Annotated in this window: 28 protein-coding genes and 1 pseudogene; 19 read left to right on the top strand and 10 right to left on the bottom strand. The window is 59.2% G+C overall.

Annotation, left to right across the window (positions count from 1 at the left end; translation table 11 throughout):
- The 7 genes and pseudogenes from Q1A20_RS23985 to Q1A20_RS23955 all read left to right on the top strand — a co-directional run.
- Nucleotides 1-132, top strand: a pseudogene (locus Q1A20_RS23985) (S-(hydroxymethyl)glutathione dehydrogenase); the annotation flags it as partial.
- A gap of 6 nt (nt 133-138) precedes the next feature.
- On the top strand, nt 139-963 hold the full coding sequence (fghA, locus tag Q1A20_RS23980; protein ID WP_299919206.1) for an S-formylglutathione hydrolase: 825 nt from the start codon (nt 139-141) through the stop codon (nt 961-963).
- 38 nt (nt 964-1,001) lie between these two features.
- Nucleotides 1,002-1,403: a cytochrome c family protein gene (locus Q1A20_RS23975; protein WP_299919204.1), complete on the top strand. Its 402-nt coding sequence runs from the start codon at nt 1,002-1,004 to the stop codon at nt 1,401-1,403.
- Between the two features lie 125 nt (nt 1,404-1,528).
- Nucleotides 1,529-3,331, top strand: coding sequence for a methanol/ethanol family PQQ-dependent dehydrogenase (locus Q1A20_RS23970; RefSeq protein WP_298976722.1), 1,803 nt, complete (start codon nt 1,529-1,531; stop codon nt 3,329-3,331).
- A gap of 111 nt (nt 3,332-3,442) precedes the next feature.
- On the top strand, nt 3,443-3,910 hold the full coding sequence (locus Q1A20_RS23965) for a c-type cytochrome, methanol metabolism-related (protein ID WP_298976720.1): 468 nt from the start codon (nt 3,443-3,445) through the stop codon (nt 3,908-3,910).
- A complete protein-coding gene (locus Q1A20_RS23960; RefSeq protein WP_299403211.1) occupies nt 3,894-4,739 on the top strand; it encodes a substrate-binding domain-containing protein in 846 nt (281 codons plus the stop codon). Before Q1A20_RS23965 ends, Q1A20_RS23960 begins: the two co-directional genes overlap by 17 nt.
- Nucleotides 4,736-5,290 (top strand): PQQ-dependent catabolism-associated CXXCW motif protein, encoded by a 555-nt coding sequence (locus Q1A20_RS23955; RefSeq protein WP_299402341.1) that lies wholly within the window; start codon nt 4,736-4,738, stop codon nt 5,288-5,290. The genes Q1A20_RS23960 and Q1A20_RS23955 overlap by 4 nt, the downstream gene beginning before the upstream one ends.
- A 5-nt stretch (nt 5,291-5,295) precedes the next feature.
- Here Q1A20_RS23955 and Q1A20_RS23950 read toward each other — a convergent pair whose 3' ends face one another.
- From Q1A20_RS23950 to Q1A20_RS23935, 4 genes are read right to left on the bottom strand one after another with little or no spacing between them, the layout of a single operon-like run.
- The gene (locus Q1A20_RS23950) at nt 5,296-6,108 is read right to left on the bottom strand and encodes a quinoprotein dehydrogenase-associated SoxYZ-like carrier (RefSeq protein ID WP_299919182.1); all 813 of its coding nucleotides are present in this window, start codon (nt 6,106-6,108) and stop codon (nt 5,296-5,298) included.
- Entirely contained in the window at nt 6,105-7,046 is a 942-nt protein-coding gene (locus Q1A20_RS23945) for a cytochrome D1 domain-containing protein (protein WP_299919180.1), read from the bottom strand. Before Q1A20_RS23945 ends, Q1A20_RS23950 begins: the two co-directional genes overlap by 4 nt.
- A complete protein-coding gene (locus tag Q1A20_RS23940; RefSeq protein WP_299919177.1) occupies nt 7,030-7,575 on the bottom strand; it encodes an SRPBCC family protein in 546 nt (181 codons plus the stop codon). The genes Q1A20_RS23945 and Q1A20_RS23940 overlap by 17 nt, the downstream gene beginning before the upstream one ends.
- The gene (locus tag Q1A20_RS23935; protein ID WP_299919175.1) at nt 7,572-8,057 is read right to left on the bottom strand and encodes a DUF3280 domain-containing protein; all 486 of its coding nucleotides are present in this window, start codon (nt 8,055-8,057) and stop codon (nt 7,572-7,574) included. Before Q1A20_RS23935 ends, Q1A20_RS23940 begins: the two co-directional genes overlap by 4 nt.
- Nucleotides 8,058-8,251: 194 nt before the next feature.
- On the opposite strand from Q1A20_RS23935, the gene Q1A20_RS23930 reads away from it, so the two are divergent.
- Genes Q1A20_RS23930 through Q1A20_RS23900 form a run of 7 tightly spaced genes read left to right on the top strand, consistent with a single transcriptional unit; the run spans nt 8,252 to nt 13,463 of the window.
- Nucleotides 8,252-9,394 (top strand): ABC transporter substrate-binding protein, encoded by a 1,143-nt coding sequence (locus Q1A20_RS23930; RefSeq protein WP_299919211.1) that lies wholly within the window; start codon nt 8,252-8,254, stop codon nt 9,392-9,394.
- A gap of 13 nt (nt 9,395-9,407) precedes the next feature.
- Nucleotides 9,408-10,379 (top strand): YVTN family beta-propeller repeat protein, encoded by a 972-nt coding sequence (locus Q1A20_RS23925; RefSeq protein ID WP_299507772.1) that lies wholly within the window; start codon nt 9,408-9,410, stop codon nt 10,377-10,379.
- Between the two features lie 31 nt (nt 10,380-10,410).
- Nucleotides 10,411-10,848: a hypothetical protein gene (locus tag Q1A20_RS23920; protein WP_298976707.1), complete on the top strand. Its 438-nt coding sequence runs from the start codon at nt 10,411-10,413 to the stop codon at nt 10,846-10,848.
- A gap of 17 nt (nt 10,849-10,865) precedes the next feature.
- Nucleotides 10,866-11,117: a PepSY domain-containing protein gene (locus tag Q1A20_RS23915; protein ID WP_298976706.1), complete on the top strand. Its 252-nt coding sequence runs from the start codon at nt 10,866-10,868 to the stop codon at nt 11,115-11,117.
- Nucleotides 11,118-11,141: 24 nt separating this feature from the next.
- Entirely contained in the window at nt 11,142-12,110 is a 969-nt protein-coding gene (locus Q1A20_RS23910) for an ABC transporter substrate-binding protein (RefSeq protein ID WP_299919172.1), read from the top strand.
- A 10-nt stretch (nt 12,111-12,120) separates the two neighbouring features.
- Complete coding sequence (locus Q1A20_RS23905) at nt 12,121-12,870, top strand: ABC transporter permease (protein WP_299507761.1); 750 nt, start codon at nt 12,121-12,123, stop codon at nt 12,868-12,870.
- Nucleotides 12,867-13,463 (top strand): ABC transporter ATP-binding protein, encoded by a 597-nt coding sequence (locus Q1A20_RS23900; protein WP_299919169.1) that lies wholly within the window; start codon nt 12,867-12,869, stop codon nt 13,461-13,463. The genes Q1A20_RS23905 and Q1A20_RS23900 overlap by 4 nt, the downstream gene beginning before the upstream one ends.
- Nucleotides 13,464-13,468: 5 nt before the next feature.
- On the opposite strand, the gene Q1A20_RS23895 is transcribed toward Q1A20_RS23900, so the two are convergent.
- The 3 genes from Q1A20_RS23895 to Q1A20_RS23885 form a co-directional block, all read right to left on the bottom strand.
- A complete protein-coding gene (locus tag Q1A20_RS23895) occupies nt 13,469-14,434 on the bottom strand; it encodes an LLM class oxidoreductase (protein ID WP_299919167.1) in 966 nt (321 codons plus the stop codon).
- Between the two features lie 124 nt (nt 14,435-14,558).
- The gene (locus Q1A20_RS23890; protein WP_299919165.1) at nt 14,559-15,554 is read right to left on the bottom strand and encodes a hypothetical protein; all 996 of its coding nucleotides are present in this window, start codon (nt 15,552-15,554) and stop codon (nt 14,559-14,561) included.
- Nucleotides 15,555-15,704: 150 nt separating this feature from the next.
- Entirely contained in the window at nt 15,705-16,331 is a 627-nt protein-coding gene (locus tag Q1A20_RS23885) for a TetR/AcrR family transcriptional regulator (RefSeq protein WP_299402323.1), read from the bottom strand.
- A gap of 70 nt (nt 16,332-16,401) precedes the next feature.
- On the opposite strand from Q1A20_RS23885, the gene Q1A20_RS23880 reads away from it, so the two are divergent.
- From Q1A20_RS23880 to Q1A20_RS23870, 3 genes are all read left to right on the top strand, one after another.
- Nucleotides 16,402-16,941: a peroxiredoxin-like family protein gene (locus tag Q1A20_RS23880; protein ID WP_299402321.1), complete on the top strand. Its 540-nt coding sequence runs from the start codon at nt 16,402-16,404 to the stop codon at nt 16,939-16,941.
- Between the two features lie 85 nt (nt 16,942-17,026).
- On the top strand, nt 17,027-17,425 hold the full coding sequence (locus tag Q1A20_RS23875) for a nuclear transport factor 2 family protein (protein ID WP_299402320.1): 399 nt from the start codon (nt 17,027-17,029) through the stop codon (nt 17,423-17,425).
- Nucleotides 17,426-17,473: 48 nt separating this feature from the next.
- Nucleotides 17,474-17,935, top strand: a complete 462-nt coding sequence (locus Q1A20_RS23870) for a DUF4440 domain-containing protein (protein WP_299402319.1) — start codon at nt 17,474-17,476, stop codon at nt 17,933-17,935.
- Nucleotides 17,936-18,005: 70 nt separating this feature from the next.
- Here the strand turns inward: Q1A20_RS23870 and Q1A20_RS23865 are convergent, their stop codons facing one another.
- Together Q1A20_RS23865 and Q1A20_RS23860 are read right to left on the bottom strand one after the other, a co-directional pair.
- Nucleotides 18,006-18,671: a pyridoxamine 5'-phosphate oxidase family protein gene (locus Q1A20_RS23865; protein ID WP_299402318.1), complete on the bottom strand. Its 666-nt coding sequence runs from the start codon at nt 18,669-18,671 to the stop codon at nt 18,006-18,008.
- Nucleotides 18,672-18,735: 64 nt separating this feature from the next.
- Nucleotides 18,736-19,767, bottom strand: coding sequence for a carbon-nitrogen hydrolase family protein (locus tag Q1A20_RS23860; RefSeq protein WP_299402317.1), 1,032 nt, complete (start codon nt 19,765-19,767; stop codon nt 18,736-18,738).
- Between the two features lie 131 nt (nt 19,768-19,898).
- Here Q1A20_RS23860 and Q1A20_RS23855 point away from each other — a divergent pair, with 131 nt between their 5' ends.
- Nucleotides 19,899-20,843, top strand: a complete 945-nt coding sequence (locus Q1A20_RS23855) for a helix-turn-helix domain-containing protein (RefSeq protein ID WP_299919209.1) — start codon at nt 19,899-19,901, stop codon at nt 20,841-20,843.
- 35 nt (nt 20,844-20,878) lie between these two features.
- Here Q1A20_RS23855 and Q1A20_RS23850 read toward each other — a convergent pair whose 3' ends face one another.
- Entirely contained in the window at nt 20,879-21,631 is a 753-nt protein-coding gene (locus Q1A20_RS23850) for a MipA/OmpV family protein (RefSeq protein WP_299402316.1), read from the bottom strand.
- Nucleotides 21,632-21,900: 269 nt separating this feature from the next.
- Between Q1A20_RS23850 and Q1A20_RS23845 the strand changes: the two genes are divergently transcribed.
- The gene (locus Q1A20_RS23845) at nt 21,901-23,151 is read left to right on the top strand and encodes an AraC family transcriptional regulator (protein WP_299402314.1); all 1,251 of its coding nucleotides are present in this window, start codon (nt 21,901-21,903) and stop codon (nt 23,149-23,151) included.
- Nucleotides 23,152-23,177: the final 26 nt, after the last annotated feature.

Here is a 23,177-nt window from a genome sequence, read left to right as displayed (position 1 = left end):
GTGGACTGGTACATGGACGGCAAGATCGAGATCGACCCGATGATCACGCATAAGCTGACACTGGACGAGATCAACCAAGGCTTTGAGCTGATGCACGAAGGCAAGTCTATCCGCGCTGTGGTGGAGTTTTGAGCTGATATGGAGCTGGTCTCGGAAAACAGAAGTTTCGGCGGGAGCCAGAAGGTTTTCAAACACCCCTCCAATACCTGCGGGTGCGAGATGACATTTGCCGCCTACCTGCCGCCCCAGGCCGAGATCGGGCCGGTGCCGGTTCTGTGGTATCTGAGTGGTCTGACCTGCACCCATGAAAACGCGATGACCAAGGGCGGGTTTCAGGAACACGCGGCCGAACACGGGCTGGCGGTGATTTTCCCCGACACCTCGCCGCGCGGCACAGGCGTGAGTGATGACGAGGCCTATGATCTGGGGCAGGGGGCGGGGTTCTATGTGAATGCCACGCGGAACCCGTGGAAAACCCACTATCGCATGTACGACTATATCGTCAGCGAATTGCGCTCGATTGTCATGGATAACCTGCCGGTGCAGGATCGGCACGGCATCACCGGCCATTCGATGGGTGGGCACGGGGCGATTACCATCGCCATCCGCAACGCCGGGCTCTTTGACTCGCTGTCGGCCTTTGCGCCGATTGCCAACCCCACCAAATCCGACTGGGGCCGCAAACAGCTGAGCGCCTATCTGGGCGATGATGAAAGCAGCTGGGCGGAACATGATGCAACGCTGCTGCTGCAGGAACATGGCTGGAAAGGCGATCTGCTGGTCGATCAGGGCTCGGGGGATCAATTCCTTGATCTGCTGAAACCCGAGGCGCTGGCGGATATGATGGCACGCCGTCGGCAGCCCGGGCAGGTGCGGATGCAGGAGGGATACGACCACTCATATTTCTTCGTGAACAGCTTTGCGCGGGATCACGTCAAATGGCACGCCGCCCGATTGCATTGACGGCACACGACCCAGGTTCAACCCAAGGAAGGTAGAAAATGTTGAAGAAGTTTTTGGTAGCAACCCCATTGATGATGCTTCCCGCGGCGCTGTTCGCGGATGGTCATGTCACCGGAGATGCTGCGGCGGGCGAAAAGGTGTTCCGCAAGTGCAAGGCCTGCCATGCGGTGGGCGAAGGCGCTGAAAACAAGGTGGGTCCGGCGCTGAACGGTGTGGTCGACCGCGCCGTAGCCTCGGTTGAAGGGTTTTCCTATTCGGACGTTCTGGTGGGCCTGCGCGACGCGGGCAAGACCTGGACGGCGGAAGAGCTGGCGGCCTTTCTCGAAAAGCCAAGGAACTACGCCAAGGGCACCAAGATGTCCTTTGCCGGTCTGCGCAAGGAGGACGACCGGGCAAACGTAATCGCATATCTTGCGACCTTCGCTGCTGAAGGCTCGTAAGACCAAGAATTTCCTGCTCAGCCGAGGGAGAGACCGGCCGCGCAGGGAAAACCTGATGCCAAGCCCGACCCGGGCCTGCGTGTCATTCTCGCGGCAATTCCGCCGCATACCAGGGAGGTACTTTGATGAAAAAGCTCAAGCTTTTCACGTCTGGGATCGCTCTTTGCGCCGCCAGTATGGCCTTTGCAAACGACGATCTCATAGCCCAGATGGACAACGCCAGCCAATGGGCGATCCAGACCGGCGACTACAAGAACCAGCGTTATTCCGCGCTCGACCAGATCAATGCGGAAAACGTCGGTGATCTGCAGGTTGCCTGGACGTTCTCAACTGGCGTTCTGCGCGGCCATGAAGGCTCGCCACTGGTGATCGGCGACACGATGTACGTGCACACGCCGTTCCCGAACATCGTCTATGCGCTCGATCTGGCCAATGAAGGCAAGATCATCTGGAAGTATGAGCCCAAGCAGGATCCGGATGTCATTCCGGTGATGTGCTGTGACACCGTCAACCGCGGTGTGGCTTATGCGGATGGCAAGATCTTCCTGCATCAGGCCGATACCAAGGTTGTCGCGCTGAACGCGGAAACCGGTGCGGTCGAATGGGAAGCGCAAAACGGCGACCCGGCCATCGGTGAGACCAACACCGCCACCGTGCTGCCGGTCAAGGACAAGATCATTGTCGGCATCTCCGGTGGTGAGTTTGGTGTGCGCGGTCACACGACGGCCTATGACATGGCCACCGGCGAGCAAGTCTGGCGCGCCTATTCCATGGGTCCTGACAGCGACATCCTCGTTGATCCCGAAAACACCACGCATCTGGGCAAACCAGTGGGGACGGACTCAGGCACCAATACCTGGGAAGGCGACCAGTGGATGATCGGGGGCGGCACCACCTGGGGCTGGTATTCGGCCGATATGGACGAAAACCTGTTCTACTATGGCACCGGCAACCCCTCGACCTGGAACCCGGCACAGCGCCCGGGCGACAACCGTTGGTCCATGACGCTGATGGCGCGTGACATCGACACCGGTGTGGCCAAATGGTTCTACCAGATGACCCCGCATGACGAGTGGGATTATGACGGTGTGAACGAAAACATCCTGACCGAGCAGATGATCGACGGGGAAGAGCGCAAGCTGCTGACCCACTTTGATCGGAACGGTCTGGGCTACACACTGGACCGCGTGACCGGCGAACTGCTGGTTGCCGAAAAGTTCGATCCAGTTGTGAACTGGACCACGGGTGTGGACATGGACCCAGCCTCTGACACCTACGGGCGTCCGGCGGTTGTGGCGCAATACTCCACGGCGCAAAACGGTGAAGACGTGAACTCCACCGGCATCTGCCCGGCGGCTCTGGGCACGAAAGACCAGCAGCCAGCGGCCTATTCACCCAAAACGGAAATGTTCTATGTGCCGACAAACCACGTTTGCATGGACTATGAACCCTTCCGGGTGAGCTACACCGCAGGTCAGCCTTACGTGGGCGCGACCCTGTCGATGTATCCGGCGCCTGACAGCCATGGTGGCATGGGCAACTTCATCGCCTGGGATAACATCAATGGCGAAATCAAGTGGTCCATCCCCGAGAAGTTCTCGGTCTGGTCCGGTGCTCTGGCCACGGCGGGCGATGTGGTGTTCTACGGCACGCTTGAAGGTCATCTGAAAGCGGTGAGTGCGGAAACCGGGGAGGAGCTCTATCGCTTCAAGACACCCTCGGGCATCATCGGTAACGTGATGACCTACGAATCCGCGGGCAAGCAATATGTCGGCATCCTGTCGGGTGTCGGCGGCTGGGCCGGGATCGGTCTTGCGGCTGGTCTGACAAATCCAAACGACGGCCTTGGGGCTGTTGGCGGATATGCAGCGCTCAGCGACTATACCGCGCTGGGGGGTCAGCTGACCGTCTTCGCTCTGCCGAACTGATCACGCTTTCGGTGATCTGAAAAAAGCTGGCGCGGCCCGCGGGTCGCGCCAGCATCTGGACACAAGGGAGTGAACATGAGAACAGCAGCACGTCTTTTCGCAATTGGCCTGATGGCAGGATTTCCAATCGCAGCATCAGCCGACAATCTTGCGGTGTCCTACACAGAAGATGGGCGCTATTTTACAGATGACGACATTCCGACATTCAATGTGGCTGAAGATGGCACCGTAGACTGGCTGACGTTCAATGGCTTCCGGCGCTACCATGCCGAATGCCATGTGTGTCATGGTCCCGAGGGCGAAGGATCGACCTATGCGCCCGCGCTGAAGGCATCCGCCATCGACATGGATTACTATGAATTCGTCGATGTCGTCGTGAACGGCCGCAAACGTGTGGGTGCATCCGAGAATTCGGTCATGCCGGGCTTTGGCGACAACCGCAATGTCATGTGCTATCTCGACGATATCTATGTCTACCTCAAGGCACGGGGTGCCGAGGTGGTTCCCCGCGGACGCCCGGCCAAGAAAGAGGCCAAATCCGACGTAATCCGAGAGGATGAAGATGCCTGCATGGGCTGAGAATTTACGACACCTGACTGTAACCCTCTTCCTGGGTTTCTCCCTCGCGGGATCTGCAGGTGCACAGACATCTGACCTGGTATCTAACAATGCCTTGCGTGTCTGTGCGGATCCCGCGAACTATCCAATGTCCGCCAAGGACGAGACCGGTTTTGAAAACAAGCTTGCGGAGCTTGTGGGCGCCAAGCTGGAGCTGCCGGTGCAATACACCTGGTATCCGATGGCCACCGGGTTCATCCGCAACACGCTGCGCGCCAAGCAATGCGACGTGGTGATGGGTTACGCGCAGGGCCATGAGCTGGTGTTGAACACCAATCACTATTTCACCTCCGTCTATACCCTGATCGTGCCGAAAGACAGCGATCTGGCGGCGGTGCAGTCGCTTGCGGACCCAGCGCTGAAAGGACAGCGGATTGGCATTATCGCAGGCACACCACCCGCCGCCCATCTGGCGCGCAACGGTCTGATCGGCAAATCCAAAGGGTATAATCTGGTGGTGGACCGCCGACATGAAAGCCCCGCGGTGGACATGCTGGACGATCTGGGATCGGGCGAGATCGACGCGGCGGTGCTCTGGGGGCCATTGGGTGGCCCGTTGGTGAAAACTGACTATGCCGATTTCAAGGTGATACCCCTGATCAAGGAAGAATTGCCGCCGCGTCTGTTTTACCGCATCACCATGGGCGTGCGGATTGGCGAGAAGGTCTGGCAACGCAAGCTGAACTCGCTGATCCGGCGCAATCAGGATGAAATCAACGCTCTGCTGGTCGAGGCAGGGGTGCCGCTGGTCACGGACCTTGGCACCGAGGTCATGGAGATTTCCAATTGATCCGAGGCCTGCTTGCGGCAGCGCTTATCGTGCTGCCGCTGGCAAGCTGGGCGCAAACGGTTCCTGAACCTGCCGACTACCGGATGGATCACTACCGAAACCCGGTGCCCGCGACGCTGGCCGGGGCGACGGTGGTTGGACCTGAAGGCGCGCATGCGCTGTGGCAGGAGGGTAAGGCTGGTTTCATCGACGTGCTGCCGCAACCGCCGAAACCCGCCAACCTGCCCAAGGGCACAATCTGGCGCGACAAGCCGCGCAGCTCCATCCCCGGCGCGATCTGGCTGCCGAATGTGGGCTATGGCGCGATTGCGGATGTGACGGCTGAGTACTTCCGCGCGGGTCTTGAGAAGGTCACACGGGGTGATGCGTCCCATCCGATTGTGATCTTCTGTCTGGAAGACTGCTGGATGAGCTGGAACGCTGCCAAACGCGCCCTCGAATGGGGCTATACCAATGTCTATTGGCTGCCCGAAGGCACCGATGGCTGGCAGCTGTGGGATTACCCGCTGGAACGGGTCACGCCCGAGGACGGCCAGCCCCAGACCAACTGAAACCGTTAAAAGCCTGCCAGATCTTTGTGTACATGGCTGACTGCGCCACTGGTATCTGTCATCGTGACATCGACCGAGCGCGTACTCTGCGGCACCGCCAACCCGAGGCGGGGGTTTTCGGAGAGTGAAATCGAGCCCGTCAGATCGACGAAACCCGCGCCATCGAGATCGATCTCGACGTTCTCCACATAGCGCATGGGGATGAACAGCAGCGAGATCTGGTCCATTTGCATGCCGGAATGCGAGGGGTGCGAAATGTCCACGTCCATGCGGCTGAGGCGGGAAGCGAGGCTGGTGAGCTTGCCTCCTTGCACGCCCGGCACGGACCCGACGACATCGATGTTCATCTGCCCAAGCGTCGCCAGCGCGATCTCCGGGTCTGTGCCCGGCGGGGCAGCGCAGGCCCCCTGGCCTGAGGTTTTCACAAAGGTTTCCGAGACAAACAGCCTGCCATCGGAGGTTTCGGCGACCACATGCATCGGCGTCGGGCCGTTCACCCGCATCGTAATGTCGAAATAGAACCCCGGCTGCGGCGTTTCGAGGTCGAACACCGCAGAGACCGGCATCGGGTTTTCATCCAGCACCACGGTCACCTTGGCAATCTGCGCACCGGGCGGGGCCTTGATCTGGGCGGCCAGATCGGTGCGCGCGTCGTCGTATGTCCGGTAGGGGGCGTCGATGGCGATGATGCCCTCGCCGCTCAACATCGCGCGCTCGCCATAGAGCTGTTCTTTGACCGAGTCCCAGGCCTCACTGCTTGCCAGCGCCGGCAGGGCGGTGCAACATAGGAAGGCTGCGGTTAATCCAAGGTTTTTCATTTGCTGTCTCCCAGAATAAACGCACCAAAGGCGCGCGGGCCGTCGCAGGTCTCTATCTCGTCTATCATAGAAAGCGTCTCTGCGTTGAAAATTGTGACTGTATTATCGAACCAGTTGGCCACAAGGATGTGGCGGCCATCGCTGCTGGTGTCGATGCCTTCGGGGTATTCGCCGGTGTCCAGCGTGCCCGCCGGTTCGAGCGTTTTGAGGTCAATGACGCTTACGGTGTCCTCATATTGGTTGGTGACAAAGGCGCGGCCCTGGGCGAAGGCAACGCCGTAAGGTCGTTCGCCCACCGGTACCGTTGCTGCGACCGCGCCGCTCTCCACATGGATCACCGTCACGTCATTGCTGCCGACATTGCCGACAAAGAGCCGACCATCGGGGCTAAAGCGCAGACCGAAGGGACGGCTGCCCACGTCAATTCTGGCACGCAGGTCCAGCGTGGCCGCGTCGAAAATGGACACCTGATCGGCGTCACGATCCGCGGAGGCGACAAACCGACCGTCCCCCGAAAGCGCAAGCCCGGCGGGTGCCGCGCCAACGGAAAGCTCCTTGCGGATGTCCAGTTTTTGATCGTCCAATACCCAGATCCGCGCGTTGTACCAATCGGACACAAACACCTGCCCGTTTGCCACATCATACGCGATGCCGATGGGGCCACCGTCCAATTGGACGTGGGTCAGCACGCCGCCCGTTGCCGGGTCGTGTTTGCGCAGGGTCTTGCTGTCTGGGGCAACCGTGAACACCGCACCATGTGACGCGGCGACGCCCGCCGGTTTGCCGGGCACCGACCAACGCGCAACCTCCGCGCCTGCGTCGATGTCCAGCACACTGACACCATCGCCGTTCTGGCAGGTCACATAGGCCAGATCCCCCGCCGCAAGCGGTGTCGCGGCAAGCGTCAGCGCAAGGCTGAGATCAAGAACCGGGGGCACCAAATGTCGCCGTCAGCGCATCCAGCCCGGCCTGATAAACACCCGTGACAGCCGCAATGGCGGCGGCGTCGTTCAGCTCTTCGGGCGGGTCGTTGTTCGGGTATCCGCGATAGAATGCGCCGCGCCATTCGATGATTGATCCGCCCGCGTCGCGCGGCATGACCGTCAGATGGGAGGAGTAATTGGTGACCGGCAGCACTTCGACCGCCACCTCGGTGATCCGGTAGGAATAACTCATCTTCTCGTCGCTGAATTTATAGAGGATTTCGGAGATGGTCGGACCATCCGCAGCGCCCAGCGTCAGCACACGTGTCGCGTCGATCTCATTACCGTTTTCACCGGTCGAACTGTGGACCGCCGGATGCCAGGACATGTCCTGGAAATTCCCGATGGCGGCCCAAACCTCTGCGGGTTCAGCCGCCACCTCGGTTGTCAGTGTCACCTTTTGCCGGGTGGGACCATGCGCCATCACCACGCCCGGCAGAACCATTGCAGCCAAGCAAACCCCTAAGAATGCGCGTTTTTTCATTGTTTCTCCTTCACGAAAAATCTGTTTTTCAGGATGTAGCGCATGCCGCGCTGCCAGCTTTCGTCGGTGTTGCCGCGGATGTCGACCACACCGCCCTTGACCATCTCACCACTGTCGGCGGCCCGCAGTTGCAGGTTGATCGCGAGGATCAGGTCAGATACTTTCTGCACCTCGCCCACCAGCGAGTAATCCGCGCCAAGCTGTGTCGCGATGCGTGTGTCACAGCCGTAGCATTTGGCGAGATTGACCACCCGGTCGATCTCTTTGCGGGCGGGCTCGATGTCGACCAGAACGTATCCTTCCTGCGTGAACCGATCGGTCACCATCGCCTCCAGCATCGCCAGCCGGTCAAGCTCTGCGGGGTCCTGACCAAGCGTGCTGGTCTGCAAGGACGTGTCCAGCAGGGTCATGCCAAAAAACGCCACACGCTCCTGCGCGTGAACAGCACTGGCTGCCAGCAAAGCAAACAAGATCAGTCGCATATGCCCGTTCTTAAAAAATAAGAATCGTGCTTTATCGTGCGGCTGCTAGGCTCGTATTCACAACCCGGCCAAAAGTATCGGTTCACCTGATCGTATCGGCTGGGAACAAAAGGGAGGCCCGGCACACTACCCGGGTAAGGGAGGTTCACGTGCGTTTTTGGCACGCATCGCTTTTGGCGGCCATTTCCAGTGTGATGACAGCGGGATCGGCTTGGGCCATCGATGTCAAAGCCGCGGTTTTGCGCATCGATTACCCGACGCTGTTGCCGATCAGCCGCTATGATCTGCCCCCTGCCGATCTTGGGTTTGCCGGGGCTGCCCTGGCGGATGAAGACAATGGCACCACGGGTGGGTTCCTGGGGCACACCTATGAGACCACAACCGTCGCTGTGCCCCCCGAAGAGGCCGATGCAGCGATGGCGCAGATCCTGGCGGATGGGATCAGGCTTGTCGTCATTCAATCCCGCACAGAGGATTTGCTGCGGCTGACCGATCAGGCGGCGGCGGCGGGCGCCCTGGTCTTCAATGCGCGCGCTGCCGATAATGCGCTGCGGGATGACGCATGTCGTGGCAACCTGCTGCACACCGCGCCCTCGCACGGGATGATGGCCGATGCGGTGGCGCAATTTGCCGTTTGGAAAAAGTGGACGGATTGGTTCCTGATTGCGGGCTCAAATCCGCAGGACATCGCACTGGCCGAGGCCTACCGCAAGGCGGCGCGCAAGTTCGGGGCGGAGATCGTCGAAGATCGTTCGTTCGAAGACACCGGCGGGTCCCGGCGCACGGATTCCGGCCATGTGCTGGTGCAACGCCAATTGCCTGCCTTTACCCAAGAGGCCGAAGAGCATGACGTGGTGATTGCCGCCGATGAAACAGATTATTTCGCACGGTACCTCAGCTACCACCTCTGGACCCCGCGCCCGGTGATGGGGTCGGGCGGGCTGGTGCCCACCACCTTCCACGGCGCGCATGAAGCTTACGGGGCCACGCAATATCAGACCCGGTTTGAGGAACTGACCGGGCGGTATGCCAAGCCCGAAGACTATAACGTCTGGTTGGCGCTGCGCGTGGTGGGGGAGGCCGTCACGCGCGCCAATACGGCGGAGCCAGACGGGGTACGGGACTATGCGATTTCGGATGAATTTGAGCTCGCCGCCTTCAAAGGGCAGAAAGTTACCTTCCGGAACTGGAACGGGCAGCTGCGCCAGCCAGTCCTACTCTATGACGGCACGATCACCGTGAGCGTCAGCCCGCAGGAAGGGTTCCTGCACCAGACATCGCCGCTCGATACCATGGGGCTTGATCGTCCTGAATCCAGCTGCACCGCCTTTGAATAAGGGGAGATATACGATGAAGTCCTTTTTACTCTCAACCGCGCTGGTTGCTCTGATCGCCGCTCCGGCCTATGCGGGCAAGGCGTTTATCTCCAACGAGCGCGGCAACACGATCACCGTGCTGAACACCGAGACCTGGGAGGTCGAAACCGAGTTCTTCGCAGGCAACCGCCCGCGCGGGATCACGGCCAGCCCGGATGGTAAGGTCATCTATGTCTGTGCCTCGGACGACAATCTGGTGCGGGTCTTCGATGCGGAAACCTATGAGGAGCTGCCAAGTCTGCCCTCCGGCCCGGACCCGGAACTGTTCATTCTCGAACCCTCGGGCAAGCGCCTTTACATCGCTAATGAGGACGACAATCTGGTCACTGTGACCGACACCGAAACTCGCACGATTCTGGCTGAGGTCCCCGTGGGCGTGGAGCCGGAAGGCATGGGGATGAGCCCGGATGCGAAATTCGTGGTCAACACCTCCGAGACCACCAACATGGCGCATTTCATCTCCACCGAAGACTACAAGATCAAGCACAATATCCTGGTCGATCAGCGCCCGCGCTATGCGCATTACACCGCTGACGGTAAACGGCTGTTTGTGACCTCCGAGATCGGCGGCACCGTGACCGTGATGGACATCGCAGAGGATGGCGCGCCGACGGTTGTGGGCAAGATCAGCTTTGAAGTCGCAGGCGTACAGCCCGAATGGCTGCAACCGGTGGGCGCGCGGGTGACCTCGGATGGCAAACGGCTGTTTGTGGCGCTGGGGCCTGCGAACCGGGTGGCCGTTGTCGACGCGCAAAGTCTTGAGGTGCTCGACTACATCCTGGTGGGTCAACGGGTCTGGCAGCTTGATTTTACGCCGGACGAGCAGTTCCTACTAACGACCAATGGCAACTCCAACGACATCACTGTTATCGATGTGGCCAAGGAAAAGGCGATCAAGTCCGTTCAGGTCGGCCAACAGCCCTGGGGTGTGGTGACCATTGAATGACCGAGATCAGCGAAACAGGGAGAGTAAAAACATGAAGAAACTTTTGATGGCCGCGGCCTTGGTCCTGATGGGCGGGCCTACGCTGGCTGCACCGCTCTGCGATGACCTTGGCTTTGCCGGTCTGCTGGCCAAATGCAACCGGGGTGAGGATATCCCACTAACCCTCGCGTCCGGGCAACCGCTGGGCGAGGACGTGACCCTGGAGTCGGGGGCCTACTACACGCTGGTTGTCACCGCTGATGGCTCGGCGGAACTGGCGATTGAAGGGGCAAGCTTCTTCCGCTCGATCTGGATGAACGAGATCGTCATCAACAAGATCGAGATCCGCCCGATGGCCATCGACAGTATCGAGTTTGACAAGGCGGGTGTGGTCGAGATGTCGTTCATCGCCATCAAACCCGGCCGCCACGTTCTGCGCATCCCGGGTTCCACCGGCGAGACGCAATCCATTACCATTTCGATTCAATGACCCAAGGAGCTAGATCCATGAAACACCTGTTTGTCCTTGCAGCTGCAACCCTGATTTCCGCGCCGGCCTTCGCCGATGGGCATCTGGATGCGGAAACCATTGAGAAGATCGAAGCCATGCTCGCCTCCATCGAATGCCAGATGGATCCCGATGATATCGAGGTCGAAGACGATGGCTATGATCTGGACGATGTGATTTGCAAAGGCGGCAATCAGTTTGACATCAAGCTCGACAAGGACCTCAATGAGGTGAGCCGTCGCGCGGAGTGATCCGCGCCATGCGAGAGGAAAACCATGATGCGCTTGATCCAAGCCCTTTTTGCGCTCTGTCTGGCGTCGTCAGGTCCTGCCTTTGCTGAGGAGCCGCCCACGATCCGGGCGGCGGTGCTGAAAATCGGCACCGTCAACTGGGAGCTGGCCACGATCACCGAAAACGGGCTCGACCGGGCCAATGACTTCGTGCTTGATGTGCAGCCCTATGCGGATAACGGCGCCACCCGGATCGCGGTGGAGGGTGGCGAGGCCGACATGGCCGTGGCGGATTGGATCTGGGTCGCCCGCCAGCGGGCGGCGGGGAAGGATTACGTCTTCATTCCCTATTCACGTGCAGTTGGCGGGGTGGTTGTGCCGGAGGAAAGCACAGCGCAAACCCTTGAGGATTTGAAGGGCGGCAAGATCGGGATTGCCGGGGGCCCGCTCGACAAATCCTGGCTGATCCTGCGCGCCTATGCGCAGCAACAATACGGCATGGACCTCAAAGCGGATACCGAACAGATCTATGGCGCGCCGCCGCTGATCTTCAAATCGGCCATGGGCGATGAATACGCGGGTGCGATTAATTTCTGGCATTTCTTGGCGAAGAACAAAGCGGCGGGCATGCGCGAGTTGATCTCGGTCGAGACGGCGGGGCAGGCGTTGGGGCTCGATACCGACACGCCGCTTTTGGGATACTATATGAAAGAGAGCTTTCTGGCAGACCACCCCGGTTTGGCGCAGGCGTTCTTTGAGGCCAGCCGCGCGGCCAAGGACAAGCTCGCCACCTCGGATGCGGCCTGGGAAGCGGTGCGCCCGCGCATGAATGTGCGATCCGACGCGCAGTTCGACCAGATTAAATCCGACTGGATCGCCGGGATCCCCGCGCGGGGTCCGGTGAATGCGGCAGCGGCGCAAAAGATGCTGGTGCTGATGCGCGATCTGGGCGGTCCTGAACTGGTGGGCGAGGCCACATCGCTGCCCGATGGTCTTTTCGCCGATGTGAAATAGCCGCCGCCAGATGCAGGCTGCGCGGCTCATCCCGTTTCTGTCGCTGGTCGGGTTGCTCTTGCTCTGGGTGGTCGCCGCCATCCTCACCGACGACGCGCAAATCCTGCCAACGCCCTGGACATTGGTGCCGCTTTTCAATCAGGAACTGGCATCGGGGGAGCTGCTGACCCATCTCGGAGCCACCATCATCCGCGTGCTTTGGGCCTTTGCGCTGGCGATGACCCTTGGAACGGCATTGGGGCTGGTGATGGGGCGGTCGGCGCGGGTCAACAGCTGGCTGGATCCCTGGCTGGTCATTTTCCTGAACCTGCCCGCGCTGGTGCTGATCGTGCTGTGCTATCTTTGGATCGGTCTGACGGAGGCCGCCGCGATCACCGCCGTGACCCTGAACAAGGTGCCCAATGTCGCGGTGGTCATCCGTGAAGGGGCGCGGGCGCTTGATCCGGATCTGGACGCCATGGCGCGGGTCTACCGGATGTCCTGGCTCACCCGGATGCGGCATGTGGTGTTCCCGCAGCTCGCCCCGTTCATTGCTGGCGCGGCGCGCTCCGGTGTCGCGGTGATCTGGAAAATCGTGCTGGTGGTTGAATTTCTGGGGCGGTCTTCGGGCATTGGGTTTCAGATCCACCTCTATTTCCAGCTCTTCGATGTGGCGATGGTGCTGGTCTATGCCTTCTCCTTCATCTGCGTGATGTTGCTGGTGGAATGGCTGATCCTGCAACCCTTCGAGCGCAGCACCAGACGGTGGCGCACCGCATGATCCGCGTCGACATCACATCAAAAAGCTTTAACGGAACACCGGTGCTGGGCAGGGTGGCTTTTGAGATCGCACCGGGGGAAACCCTCGCGCTGGTTGGCCCCTCAGGGATCGGCAAGTCGACCTTGCTGCGCATCCTCGCCGGAATTGATGCGGATTTTGAAGGGTCCGTCGAACGCCCCGATGCACTGGCCTTCGTATTTCAGGAGCCAACGCTTTTGCCGTGGCGGTCGGTTCTGAAGAATCTCTTGCTGCCGCACCCGGATCTGACCCAGGATCAGGCGCGGGACATGCTGGTCCGCGTCGGGCTGGCCGGCAAGGATGGCCTCTTTCCCGGCCAGCTTTCGCTGGGGCAGCAGCGGCGGCTGTCGCTGGCGCGCGCCTTTGCACAGGCGCCCGAGCTTTTGATCATGGATGAACCCTTCGTGTCACTTGATCCCGAGACAGCCGAAGTGATGCTGCGCTTGACGGAAGGGCTGATTGCCGATCATCGTCCGGCCACGCTCTTTGTGACCCATGACACGCGCGAGGCTGACCGGCTTGCGGATCGGACCCTGACGTTGCGCAACCACCCCGGGGGGGCGGTTATCGACTAATACCATTAACCTGAAAACGCTGGCAGCAGATCGTCGGCAATGCGTTTCAGCGTGGTTTCGATATCCGCATTATTATACCGCAGATTTAGCGCCACATGGTTCACGCCAAGGCTTTCCATCTCACGCAGATAGTCCAGCAAGAAGGTCGTTCCCGCCTGAAACCCCAGGCTGATCGGACGGGTCGGCGCGCCCGCTTTTTCCATGACATCGACATAGAGCGATTGGACCACAGGTTTGTCTGTGCCCCCCACATCCGCGATACGCTGCCGGTAGTCGGCGATCATGCGCGCCTGCACCGCCGCATTGCGCGGGTATGTGATCCAACCATCCCCGTTTGCAGCGCACCATTCCGGCGTTTGCTGACTGCCCCCGGTGATCAGCATCGGAAACCGGCCAGAGACGGGTTTCGGCAGCATGTCCAGATGCCCGTTCAGCTTGCCCTGGGTGCCTTCGAATTCTGGAAAGCTGTCGAAGGTGGCGCGGATGTACGCCATGCTGTCCCGGAACCGCGCGCCCCGTTCAGGATAGTCCATGTTGAGCGCGGGATATTCTTCGGGCCGGTCACCTGAGGCCACCCCGAGCAAGACCCGCCCGCCGGACAGCGCATCAACCGAGGCCGCTGCCTTTGCCACATGGGCGGGATGGCGCAAGGGCAGGATGACACTGGCAACGCCGAGGCCGATCCGGTCGGTCTGCGCCGCCAGCGCACCCAGATAGACAAAGGGGTCGAAGATTTGCCCGACATCCCCGAAAGAAGGAACGTTGAAGGGGACATCCCGCAGCCAGAGCGCGGAGAATCCCAGAGCCTCCGCCAGTTTGGCGCGCTCGATATGCCGCTCCAGGGTTGGAAGTTCTTCGACCTGATAGGCTTCGAGGGGCATCACCAGCCCGATGCTGAGGCGCCCCGGCGTGAAGGTCTCGTTATACGCGCGGTTGATCGGCGCAAATGTCGTGGTGTCTTTATTCAGCATGGTCTGGTCCTTTGCGGGCATCTGCTGACACATAGCGCATCAGGGCGCGGGCTTCGATCTCTTTGCGATGGATCTGGGTGGGCCGGTTTTGAGTTGCGCAAGCGGGGCGTCTATTTTTGCGATGCTACCGTTTGATGAACCAGGTTATCGCGTTCTCATAGCCCGCAGAACGCAGTAGCGCGCCCTTCGATGGCCATGCCGCCGGGCAGATCACCAAAACGGCCGCACCACCACGGGCTTCCCGCGCTGCCTCTGCGGCCTGCAGCATTGCACGCGCAGAATGGCCCGCACCCGCCAGCGTATCGGGGTCTTCGAAATCCGCGTGATAGAAATCATCGATGATCCCGATCCGGCTGATGTCGTGGGGCGTTGGGAAGTGCAACGGCGTCGCGGGCTGCGAGATGGCGTAGCCCTCAAAAACACCTTCGGTTTCTGAGACAAACATATCGCGGTCGGTCAGTGTAAGGCTGCGTGTCATCCAATTGCCAAACCGTGCATCCGCTTCTGCATGCGGTTTCCAGAAGGTATTGATTGTGTGCAAAATCCGCCTGTGATCGGCGCTTGAAGCTACGATTGCGGGAATGTCCTTTTCTGTCGCCCTTCGGACATCGTCAAAGGGTTTATCTTTCGCAAGTCCAACCTTGGCGAAATAGAGCGTTAAGGGCGCGTAGCCTTGGGATGCATAGGTCGTCTCCAAGGCCCCGCCCGGAACGGAGGAGGCAAGCAGGATTTGCGCGCCCGCTGCAATCAGGTCTGCCTCAGCCGCTTTGATGAGGGCCGCGCGCGTCCCCTTCGGCGCGTTTTCCACGACAAAGCAATCTTCCATGATCAATCCCGGCGGGCCGAACTCGCCCGCGTAGATCGGGGGTACGGGCAAAAGTATCGTATGGGACACACCGACAATATCCCCACCATCCTCCGCCAGAAGCCATTGTTGACGGAAGGGCGGGTGATCATCCTCCATCGCGTGCTTGAGGGTGGATCGCGTTTTCTGATGCGCGTTCGCGTCCAGCGGCCAAAGCCTTTGGTTTCCGGCATGCCGCTGTTCGGCGTCCTGAATGAGCAGGTCAGCGACCATCTCAAGGTCTGAAATTTCTGCGGGACGGATGCTGACGGTCATGCGTACTCCTCATGCACTGGTTTCCCAGTGATCATATATGGCTTTGACCATGGTTCAGAAAGTAGCGTGGCGATAACATGCTGGCCCGGTTTGGAGCGGACATCTGAGGGCAGGCATGGCCCTAGAGGGCAAAAAAGGGCTCCGAATGACTTACTGTGGGGTTACCATCGCGGGGGCGAGAACCGCGGCAACAGATTTCTCAATATCCGCCGCAAGTTCGTCCTCTGGCATTCCCGCGCGCGCGCGGAACACAAGACCCTGGCGCAGGTCAAAGAGCAGTTTTGCCTGATCTTTGGATGGGAAATCCGAGGGCAGGGTGCCGCGGGTTTTTTCCACGTCAAAGCGTGCCGCGATGCGGGTATCCGTGGCGGTAATCGCATCGCGCAGCAGCTTTGCCGTACCTTCGACATGACCCGCACTGGTGGAGACGCAAGACGCCAGGAAACATCCCTTGGCACCGCTTTGATGATGGGTGGAGTAGTCAATCACCGCCTCAAGAAACGCCTTTACGGCTTCCTTGATGTCTGCCTCTCGTTCCAGCGCAACCAGTGGTTCGCAGGCGTCGTCGTTTGCGTAGCGCGCGATGGCCTCAAGATATAGCCCGTGTTTGTCGCCAAATTCAGCGTAGAGGCTCGGGCTATTGATGCCCATCGCGTCGGTAAGCTGCTTCATCGACGCCCCTTCGTAACCCTTGCGCCAGAACACCCCGATGGCCCCGAGCAGCGCCTCTTCGCGATTGAACTTCTTGGGCCTGCCAACTTTTTTTGTGTCGTTCATTACAAAACTCTTGATCTTTGCTTTCCAATGTATTTTATAACGATCAATACAAAACAGCAAGGATGCTCTGATGACAGCTCAAAAACTTCCCGCAGGATCGCAATTCCCCGACATCGTCGTTGCTCAGCTGGGTGGGGACACGCTCACGCTTGGCGCGCCTGCAGCGGGTCGAGATTGGCAGCTGGTCGTAGTCTATCGCGGCAAACACTGTCCGATGTGTACAAGCTACCTTACGGAGTTGAACGCGCTGTTGCCTGAGTATCATGCGCTTGGTGTCGATGTGGTGGCTGTCTCCGCGGACCCCGAAGATAAGGCGCAGGAGCAGATCGCGCTGGTAACGCCCGACTTTCCGGTTGGCTATGATCTGAGCATCGATCAGATGTCCGCGCTGGGGCTTTATGTCTCCGAGCCGCGCTCCGCGCAGGAAACCGACCGGCCCTTCGCCGAACCTGGTATTTTTGTAGTGAACGCGGAGGGCCAGGTGCAGGTCACAGATATCTCAAACGCGCCCTTTGCCCGGCCAGATCTCAAAACATTGCTGGGCGGTCTGCGCTTTATCCGAAACCCGGATAACAACTATCCGATCCGGGGCACTTTGCATGCGGCTTAATGCTTTTCTGACCGCAGCCCTCATTGCGACCACACCCTTGCCCGCATGGTCAAGCGACACGCATACTCAAAAGGAACACACTGAAATGACACCCGAAAGCGCCGAGGTTCAACAGGTTCGCAAGGCCATCGATGACCTCATTCAGACCGCGACATCCTATGACGTGGAGGTCCTGGACCGCATCTACCATGACAGGTTGCACGTCGTGATGATCGACAGTGACCACAATTTGAACACTGCTGACAAAGCCGCGTTCAAAGGCCTATTTGCAGCAAAACGCGACGCCGGTGATCCGCCGATGAACACCTGGGCAAAGTATCACAGCATCGATGTGAGTGAGGATACCGCCCATGTGCTTTTGTCGCGCAAGAATGATCTCAGCGGGGTTGATATGGACCTGACGCTCAGCATTGATCTGATTTTCGAAGACGACCGTTGGCAGGTGACGCGCGAAGTGATTTTCCTGCGCCCTGACGGCACCTGAACCCGCATTCCCCGTCCAAAACCCAATCTCTCCTGAAAGGACAAGACCATGCGCTTGCTCTCCTCTTTGTCGGGCTTTGCCTTTGCGGCCCTGATGTCCCTGCCTGCTGTCGCCACCGAACCCCTGGATCTGCAGCAGGAATTCACCGCGTATAACGAGCGCTACAATGAAATCATCGCGACCTATGACCTCGAAGCTTTCATCGACCTTTACGATGACGCGCCCCTTTGGATTGCACCGGATAAAGAGCCGGTTGCAGGTCTTGATGTGCCAAGCGGGACCTTCGGTTTCATCATCGAAAACGAAGGCAGGCTGACCCATAGTTTTGATGAGCTGATCGTGTCAGACGACGGGACACAGGCCGTGATGATCGGTCGCTATGAGGCTGATATCGAGAAGGTCGGGGTAAAGGCGCAAGGCACCTACCTGTTCGTTCTCGAACGTGATGGTGAAGCTTGGAACATTGTCGTCGACATGTTCAACCAGCACGCGGCTGATGGCGGGTCCTAGGCCGCGCCGCGCGCATTCGCGGATGGACAGGTCGGGACCACCCAAACCTCGGGTCCGCGACGACGATCCGTCAGGATATGCCCTTGGCCACTTTCTCAAGGTATTCTTCTTCTGTGATGGTGCCGCCTTCTTGTGCTGCTTTGCCCTGATCGTCTGGATGCAAGAAGGGCTGGATCGGATCGATCCGTTTCCAGGCGGGGTAGGGTTGCCTGCCGTCGGCATCCGGCACGTAGGGTGAGCTCTCAACCCGCGTGTGCTTGTGGATGTAACGTGCGCAATTCTGAAACACGACATCCACCGTCATGTCGACAACCATGTTGCTGCCGGGGAATTGCGCAATCGTATCCGCATCGCGGCTGAGTTTGGCCGTGCCTTGCACGCGGATGCGCCAGGGGGTGACCATATCCATGAAGAGCATGCCGATCTTGGCGGCCTCGTCGATGTTGCCCATGGACAGCCACATGCCGTTCCCATCGTAATTGGGAAAGATCAGGCGATTGGGCGAGAGTACTTTGACAAATCCCACATCCCCGCCCTTGTAGGAAACGGTTGGCTCGCCTTTACCATTCACCGTTGACAGAAAGAAGTAGTCGCGGCTGCTGATATAATCGGTGTGGATCTCTTCAAGTTCATCGCGCACGATGGCGTGCACGACCACTTCTGACAGACCTTCGTGCTTGCCCTCTTTCTGCAGGGCGCGCTGGGATTTGGTGTAGAATGCGTCGGGTGTTGGCATGCTGCCCTCCGGATTGTGCAAAAGACCCCGACCACCGCGCGGCGCGGGGTCAGGGTGGATGTGTTTATTCAGCCGCCGAAGTGATTTCGACCACATCGGCCTCCGCGGCGGCGCTGTCTGCCGCCTCCATCGCCAGACCTGCTGTTTCATCGAAGGCCATAACCGGACGCTGTGGTTTGCTGTTGAGCATCAAACGCGTGACATCGGGGCGCGAATAATGGCCCGCAGGATCTGCCGCCGCCTTGGCATATGCGATCATGCTGAGATCGATATCGGCCATGACCAACCCCTCTTCGGTATCCGCCAAATTCGCACCAATGGATTGACCATCGGGCGCGTAGATGCGGGTGTATCCGCCACCCACCGGACACAGCGCCTCTTTCTGTGGGTCGCCTTCGCACAGGATGTCCTGCTGCTCCTTACTGACCAGCGCGCAGGCGGCGATCACGAAACAACCGCCCTCTACTGCATAAAGCATCGAGGCTGCATTATTCACCTGATGGCCAAGCGCATATGCACCACCCTCATAAAGCTTGAGGTTTGGCCAGGCAGCACAGTGGATCTGTTCGTCCTGCGCATACATCGCGTATTTCGACAGCGGCTGCAGATGTTCCCAGCACGACAGCTGCCCGATCCGCCCGATGGCGGTGTCCTTCACCACAAGGTCAGAGCCGTCGCCCTCACCAAAAACGGTCCGTTCCACATGGGTGGGCTTGAGCTTGCGGCGGCGTTTGATCAGCTCCCCGGTTTCGTCGTAATGCCATTGCGCGATGTATAGGCTGCCACCCGCCCGCTCCGACAGGCCGAGCGATACCTGAATGTTATTGTCCCGCGCGGCTTCGGCGATGGCCTTGTCATGGACATCACCGGCCTCGATGGAATTTTCGAAATAACGCCCCACGAACTGCATTTGCCAGGCAACGGGGCCGAGCCAGATATGGTTTGGGTACCCCGGCAGCCAGGTCTCGGGAAAAACCACGAGCTTTGCGCCCTTTTGGGCGGCTTCTTCGATGAAGGCGACCGCGCGGGTGATACCAGCGGCAACATCCAGGAACGATGGCGCGGCCTGAACCGCGGCAACTTTGAATTGTGACATGTTTTACCTCCTTATTTTTAAGGCAGCAGCCTGCACGTGCGGTGCACATGCGTCTTTTGATTTTGGGCGGAAAAACTTGTTTTTTTGGGCATTGCGGGCCAAACAAGGGGTGAGGATTTCACAAATTGGATATGCAAACCCGCTATGACACCGAAGAGGTAGACGCCCGGGATCGGTTCTCGTTCTGGCGTGATGCGGTATGCGACAGCTATGTGCAGCTGGGATGTGAAACCGATAACCGTCAGAATTTCAGGGGGTTGATCGACATCTCCCGACATTCTGCGCTGTCGATCTCGCGGGTCTCGGGACTGGCGCATAGAGTGGAACGGCGCAAGCGCGACATCAACGCGTCCACCGACTCTTACTTTCTGCTCAGTTTGCAGACCGACAAGACATCGCGGATCACGCAGTTTGGCAACGCTGCCCTTTTGCGCACAGGTGATATGGCGCTTTATTCCAGCACCGATCCATATGCGCTCGATCTGGCAAAGAATTTCAGCCAGACCGTTGTACAGCTCTCGGCTGACAAGCTTTTGGACCGTCTGCCCAATGCGCGGGTGCTGACTGCGCGCCGGATCGATGGAACGCAGGGTTTGGGCAAACTGGTGCGCCAGAATATTCTGGCCTTTGCGGAGCATCTGAATTCCGAGAACACGGCTCAGCAGGAGCTGGTTCAGGAGACGCTGATCGATCTGGTCGCCACCGGGCTTGCCGCTGAAAGCCAGGCTGCGGTGGAGCTTTCCTCACCGGAGCAGCACGTGCTTTTGCGCGCAAAGGCGATGATCAGTGACAATCTGTCCAACCCCGATCTGAACCGTGATCTGGTCGCACGCGCAATCGGGATGTCGGTCCGTCGCCTGAACAGTATTTTCGCCAAGGAAGGCACATCGATCGCTGGTTTCATCAGGCAAAAGCGCCTTGATGGGGTCGCGCGTGACCTGCGCGACCCGCGCTATGATGCGCAATCCATCAGCGAGATCGCGTTTCGCTATGGCTTCTCAAATTTACAAAGCTTCTCAACGCAGTTTCGCAAGCATTTTGATCGAAGCCCGAGAGCATTCAGAACAAAGGTTTAGCTGTGTCGCGATCTTTGCGCCGCCATGTTGTCCGGTCAAAACCGGTGGATTATGCCAAGCCCAATGCCATAGGCGCTATCCCTGCCAACCAGCGGGCTGTCCCGGATTTCCTGGCTGAGCAGCGAATATTCGAAACCGCCGGTCAGTGACGTTTTCTCCGAGAGTGGCATTGTGATCGACACACTCAGAAATGGCTCTACCGTGCTGCCCGCATCATAGGCCGCGCGGTTTGCATTTGCTTCGGCAGCGGCAACACCGATCAGGAAATTGCTCAGCTTGGCGTCGCGATACCGCGCGCCGATGCCTGCGTCGATGGTGAAGGGATCGGTTTGGACAACGGCGCCGATCTTTGTCTCGATCTGGTAGCCCTCATGCTCGGACGAGATATCGTGCAGCGCTGCGCCAGACAGATAAAATCCGTTGAATGAATATGAGATGGTACCGCCGACATCGATGGCAGTGCCACGATCCAGCCCTGCGAAGATTGGGTTGTCATCAGGAAAATCCGGTGACGCGCCCGGTGCCAGGACCAGCGCCACCTTGAAGGCGTCGCTTTGATACGCCCGATAAGTTATCCCCTCAAACCCGATGCTCAGGCGGCCTGTGCTGTAGGAGAGATAGGGAGCGCCGCTGAGTTTGCCGCCCTCACCCTCATAGATGTCGCGTGAATAGCCCAAGAGGGCGCCAGCGACCCACTGACCATTTGTCGGCGGGCCGTCCGCGAATGCTGATGTGGGCGCAAGGATTGCGAGCGTGCAAAGCGCGCCGACGGTTTGGTTCGATGTCATGATACGCGTTCCTGAGAATTGCCTGATTGTAAGGACGCTTTGAACGATCCGGACAGCCGCGTCGTCTCTCTGTGTGTGGGAGGACCTTTGGCGGCTGCGCGCCGCATGAAGACACAGAGGCATATCCAGCGCTGCCCGGCCCTCATTGCGCGAAAATGTGCTTTCCTGACGGGAAAGACACTCTTTTCAACGCGCTTGTCTTGTCGCGCTTGGGCAGGCGCCGGTATGACCGGGCGACGCATTTGGTCAGGTGGAGCAGGGCCCGGGTTATGACAGAGGCAGAGGTTTTCATGCTCGGGTCGGCGGCCTTCCTGCTTGGCCTGTCGCTGATCTGTGCAAACCTGCTGCTTCTGCGCAAGACACACAGGCGGGTTTACCTGCCCCTCGCTCTATTCTTTGTGGCGGAAGCGCTGAACTGCTGTTTGACCATTTTTAGCGCGGCCGACGGTCCGGAGACCGCACCCGTACTCGTCAAGCTGGCCAATGCAATCACGGTTCCAATCGCCATGACACAAGCGCCGCTGTTTTGGCTTTATGTCCGCGCTTTGACCTCGGAGGATGATGAAGAGAGGGTGCGCTACAAGATGCTGCACCTGTTGCCGTTTTTTGCGGCCACAGTTTTTGTGTGGCTCTATCTGAAATTGCCGATGGCGCTGATCGAAGGGGCGGGCATCGACATAATCACACCCTGGATCCAGTTTTTGATCCTCAGCGTCTATGCTGTGCTTGTCCTGTTCTATGTGCAGGTCGCGATCTATCTCGTCATCACGATCCGGCTGCTGGTCACCTACAACTCCCGCCTCAAGGACCTCTTCGCCAGCACCGAAAGCCGCGAGCTGAACTGGGTCTGGTGGATTGCGCTCGTCGGCGCTGCGTTCTGGGTTTTCAACGTGGCTGTGTTGCTGTTGAAATTGGTTGGGTTGTGGGATTGGGCCACCCCCGCGATCAATCCTGAAGTTGTCAATCAGGTGATCAGCGGCAGCCTCATATGGGTGATCGCGCTTTGGGGGCTGCGTCAGAACCCGGGCCTGCTTCGCGAGATCGATGAAGGCGACCGCGCCGAATTGCAGGCGTCCAAAGAGACCGCGAAATACAAGAACTCCGCGCTTACGTCGGATCACGCAAAGCGCATCGCTGCAAAAATAGAGAGGGCGATGATGCGGGATCTCCTCTATCGCGACCCCAATCTGTCGCTCTGGGATCTGGCCAAGCACATCGGTGCCACCTCCAACTACGTGTCGCAGACATTGAACGAAACGTTGGGCGAGAGCTTTTTCGACTATGTCAATCGCTGGCGCATCAAGGATGCCGTGCAGCAAATGGATACATCTGACGAGACCGTTCTGGTGCTGGCCTATGATGTCGGGTTCAATTCGCGTTCGTCCTTTTACAAAGCCTTCAGGCGCGAAACCGGCATGACGCCCTCGCAGTTCCGGCGGCACCCGACGCGCAGCACAGGCGTCGGCGGGTCCGCAGAAATCCATGACTTCTCACCGCGCAGACCCGTCGTGAATGAGTAGGCGAGGGTGGTCGCTCCGCTGCGCGC

The organism is uncultured Roseobacter sp. (assembly GCF_947501835.1).
Classification (GTDB): Bacteria; Pseudomonadota; Alphaproteobacteria; order Rhodobacterales; family Rhodobacteraceae; genus Roseobacter.
The sequence above is the reverse complement of the archived record's forward strand: the minus strand, read 5'-3'. Positions and strand labels throughout refer to the sequence as shown.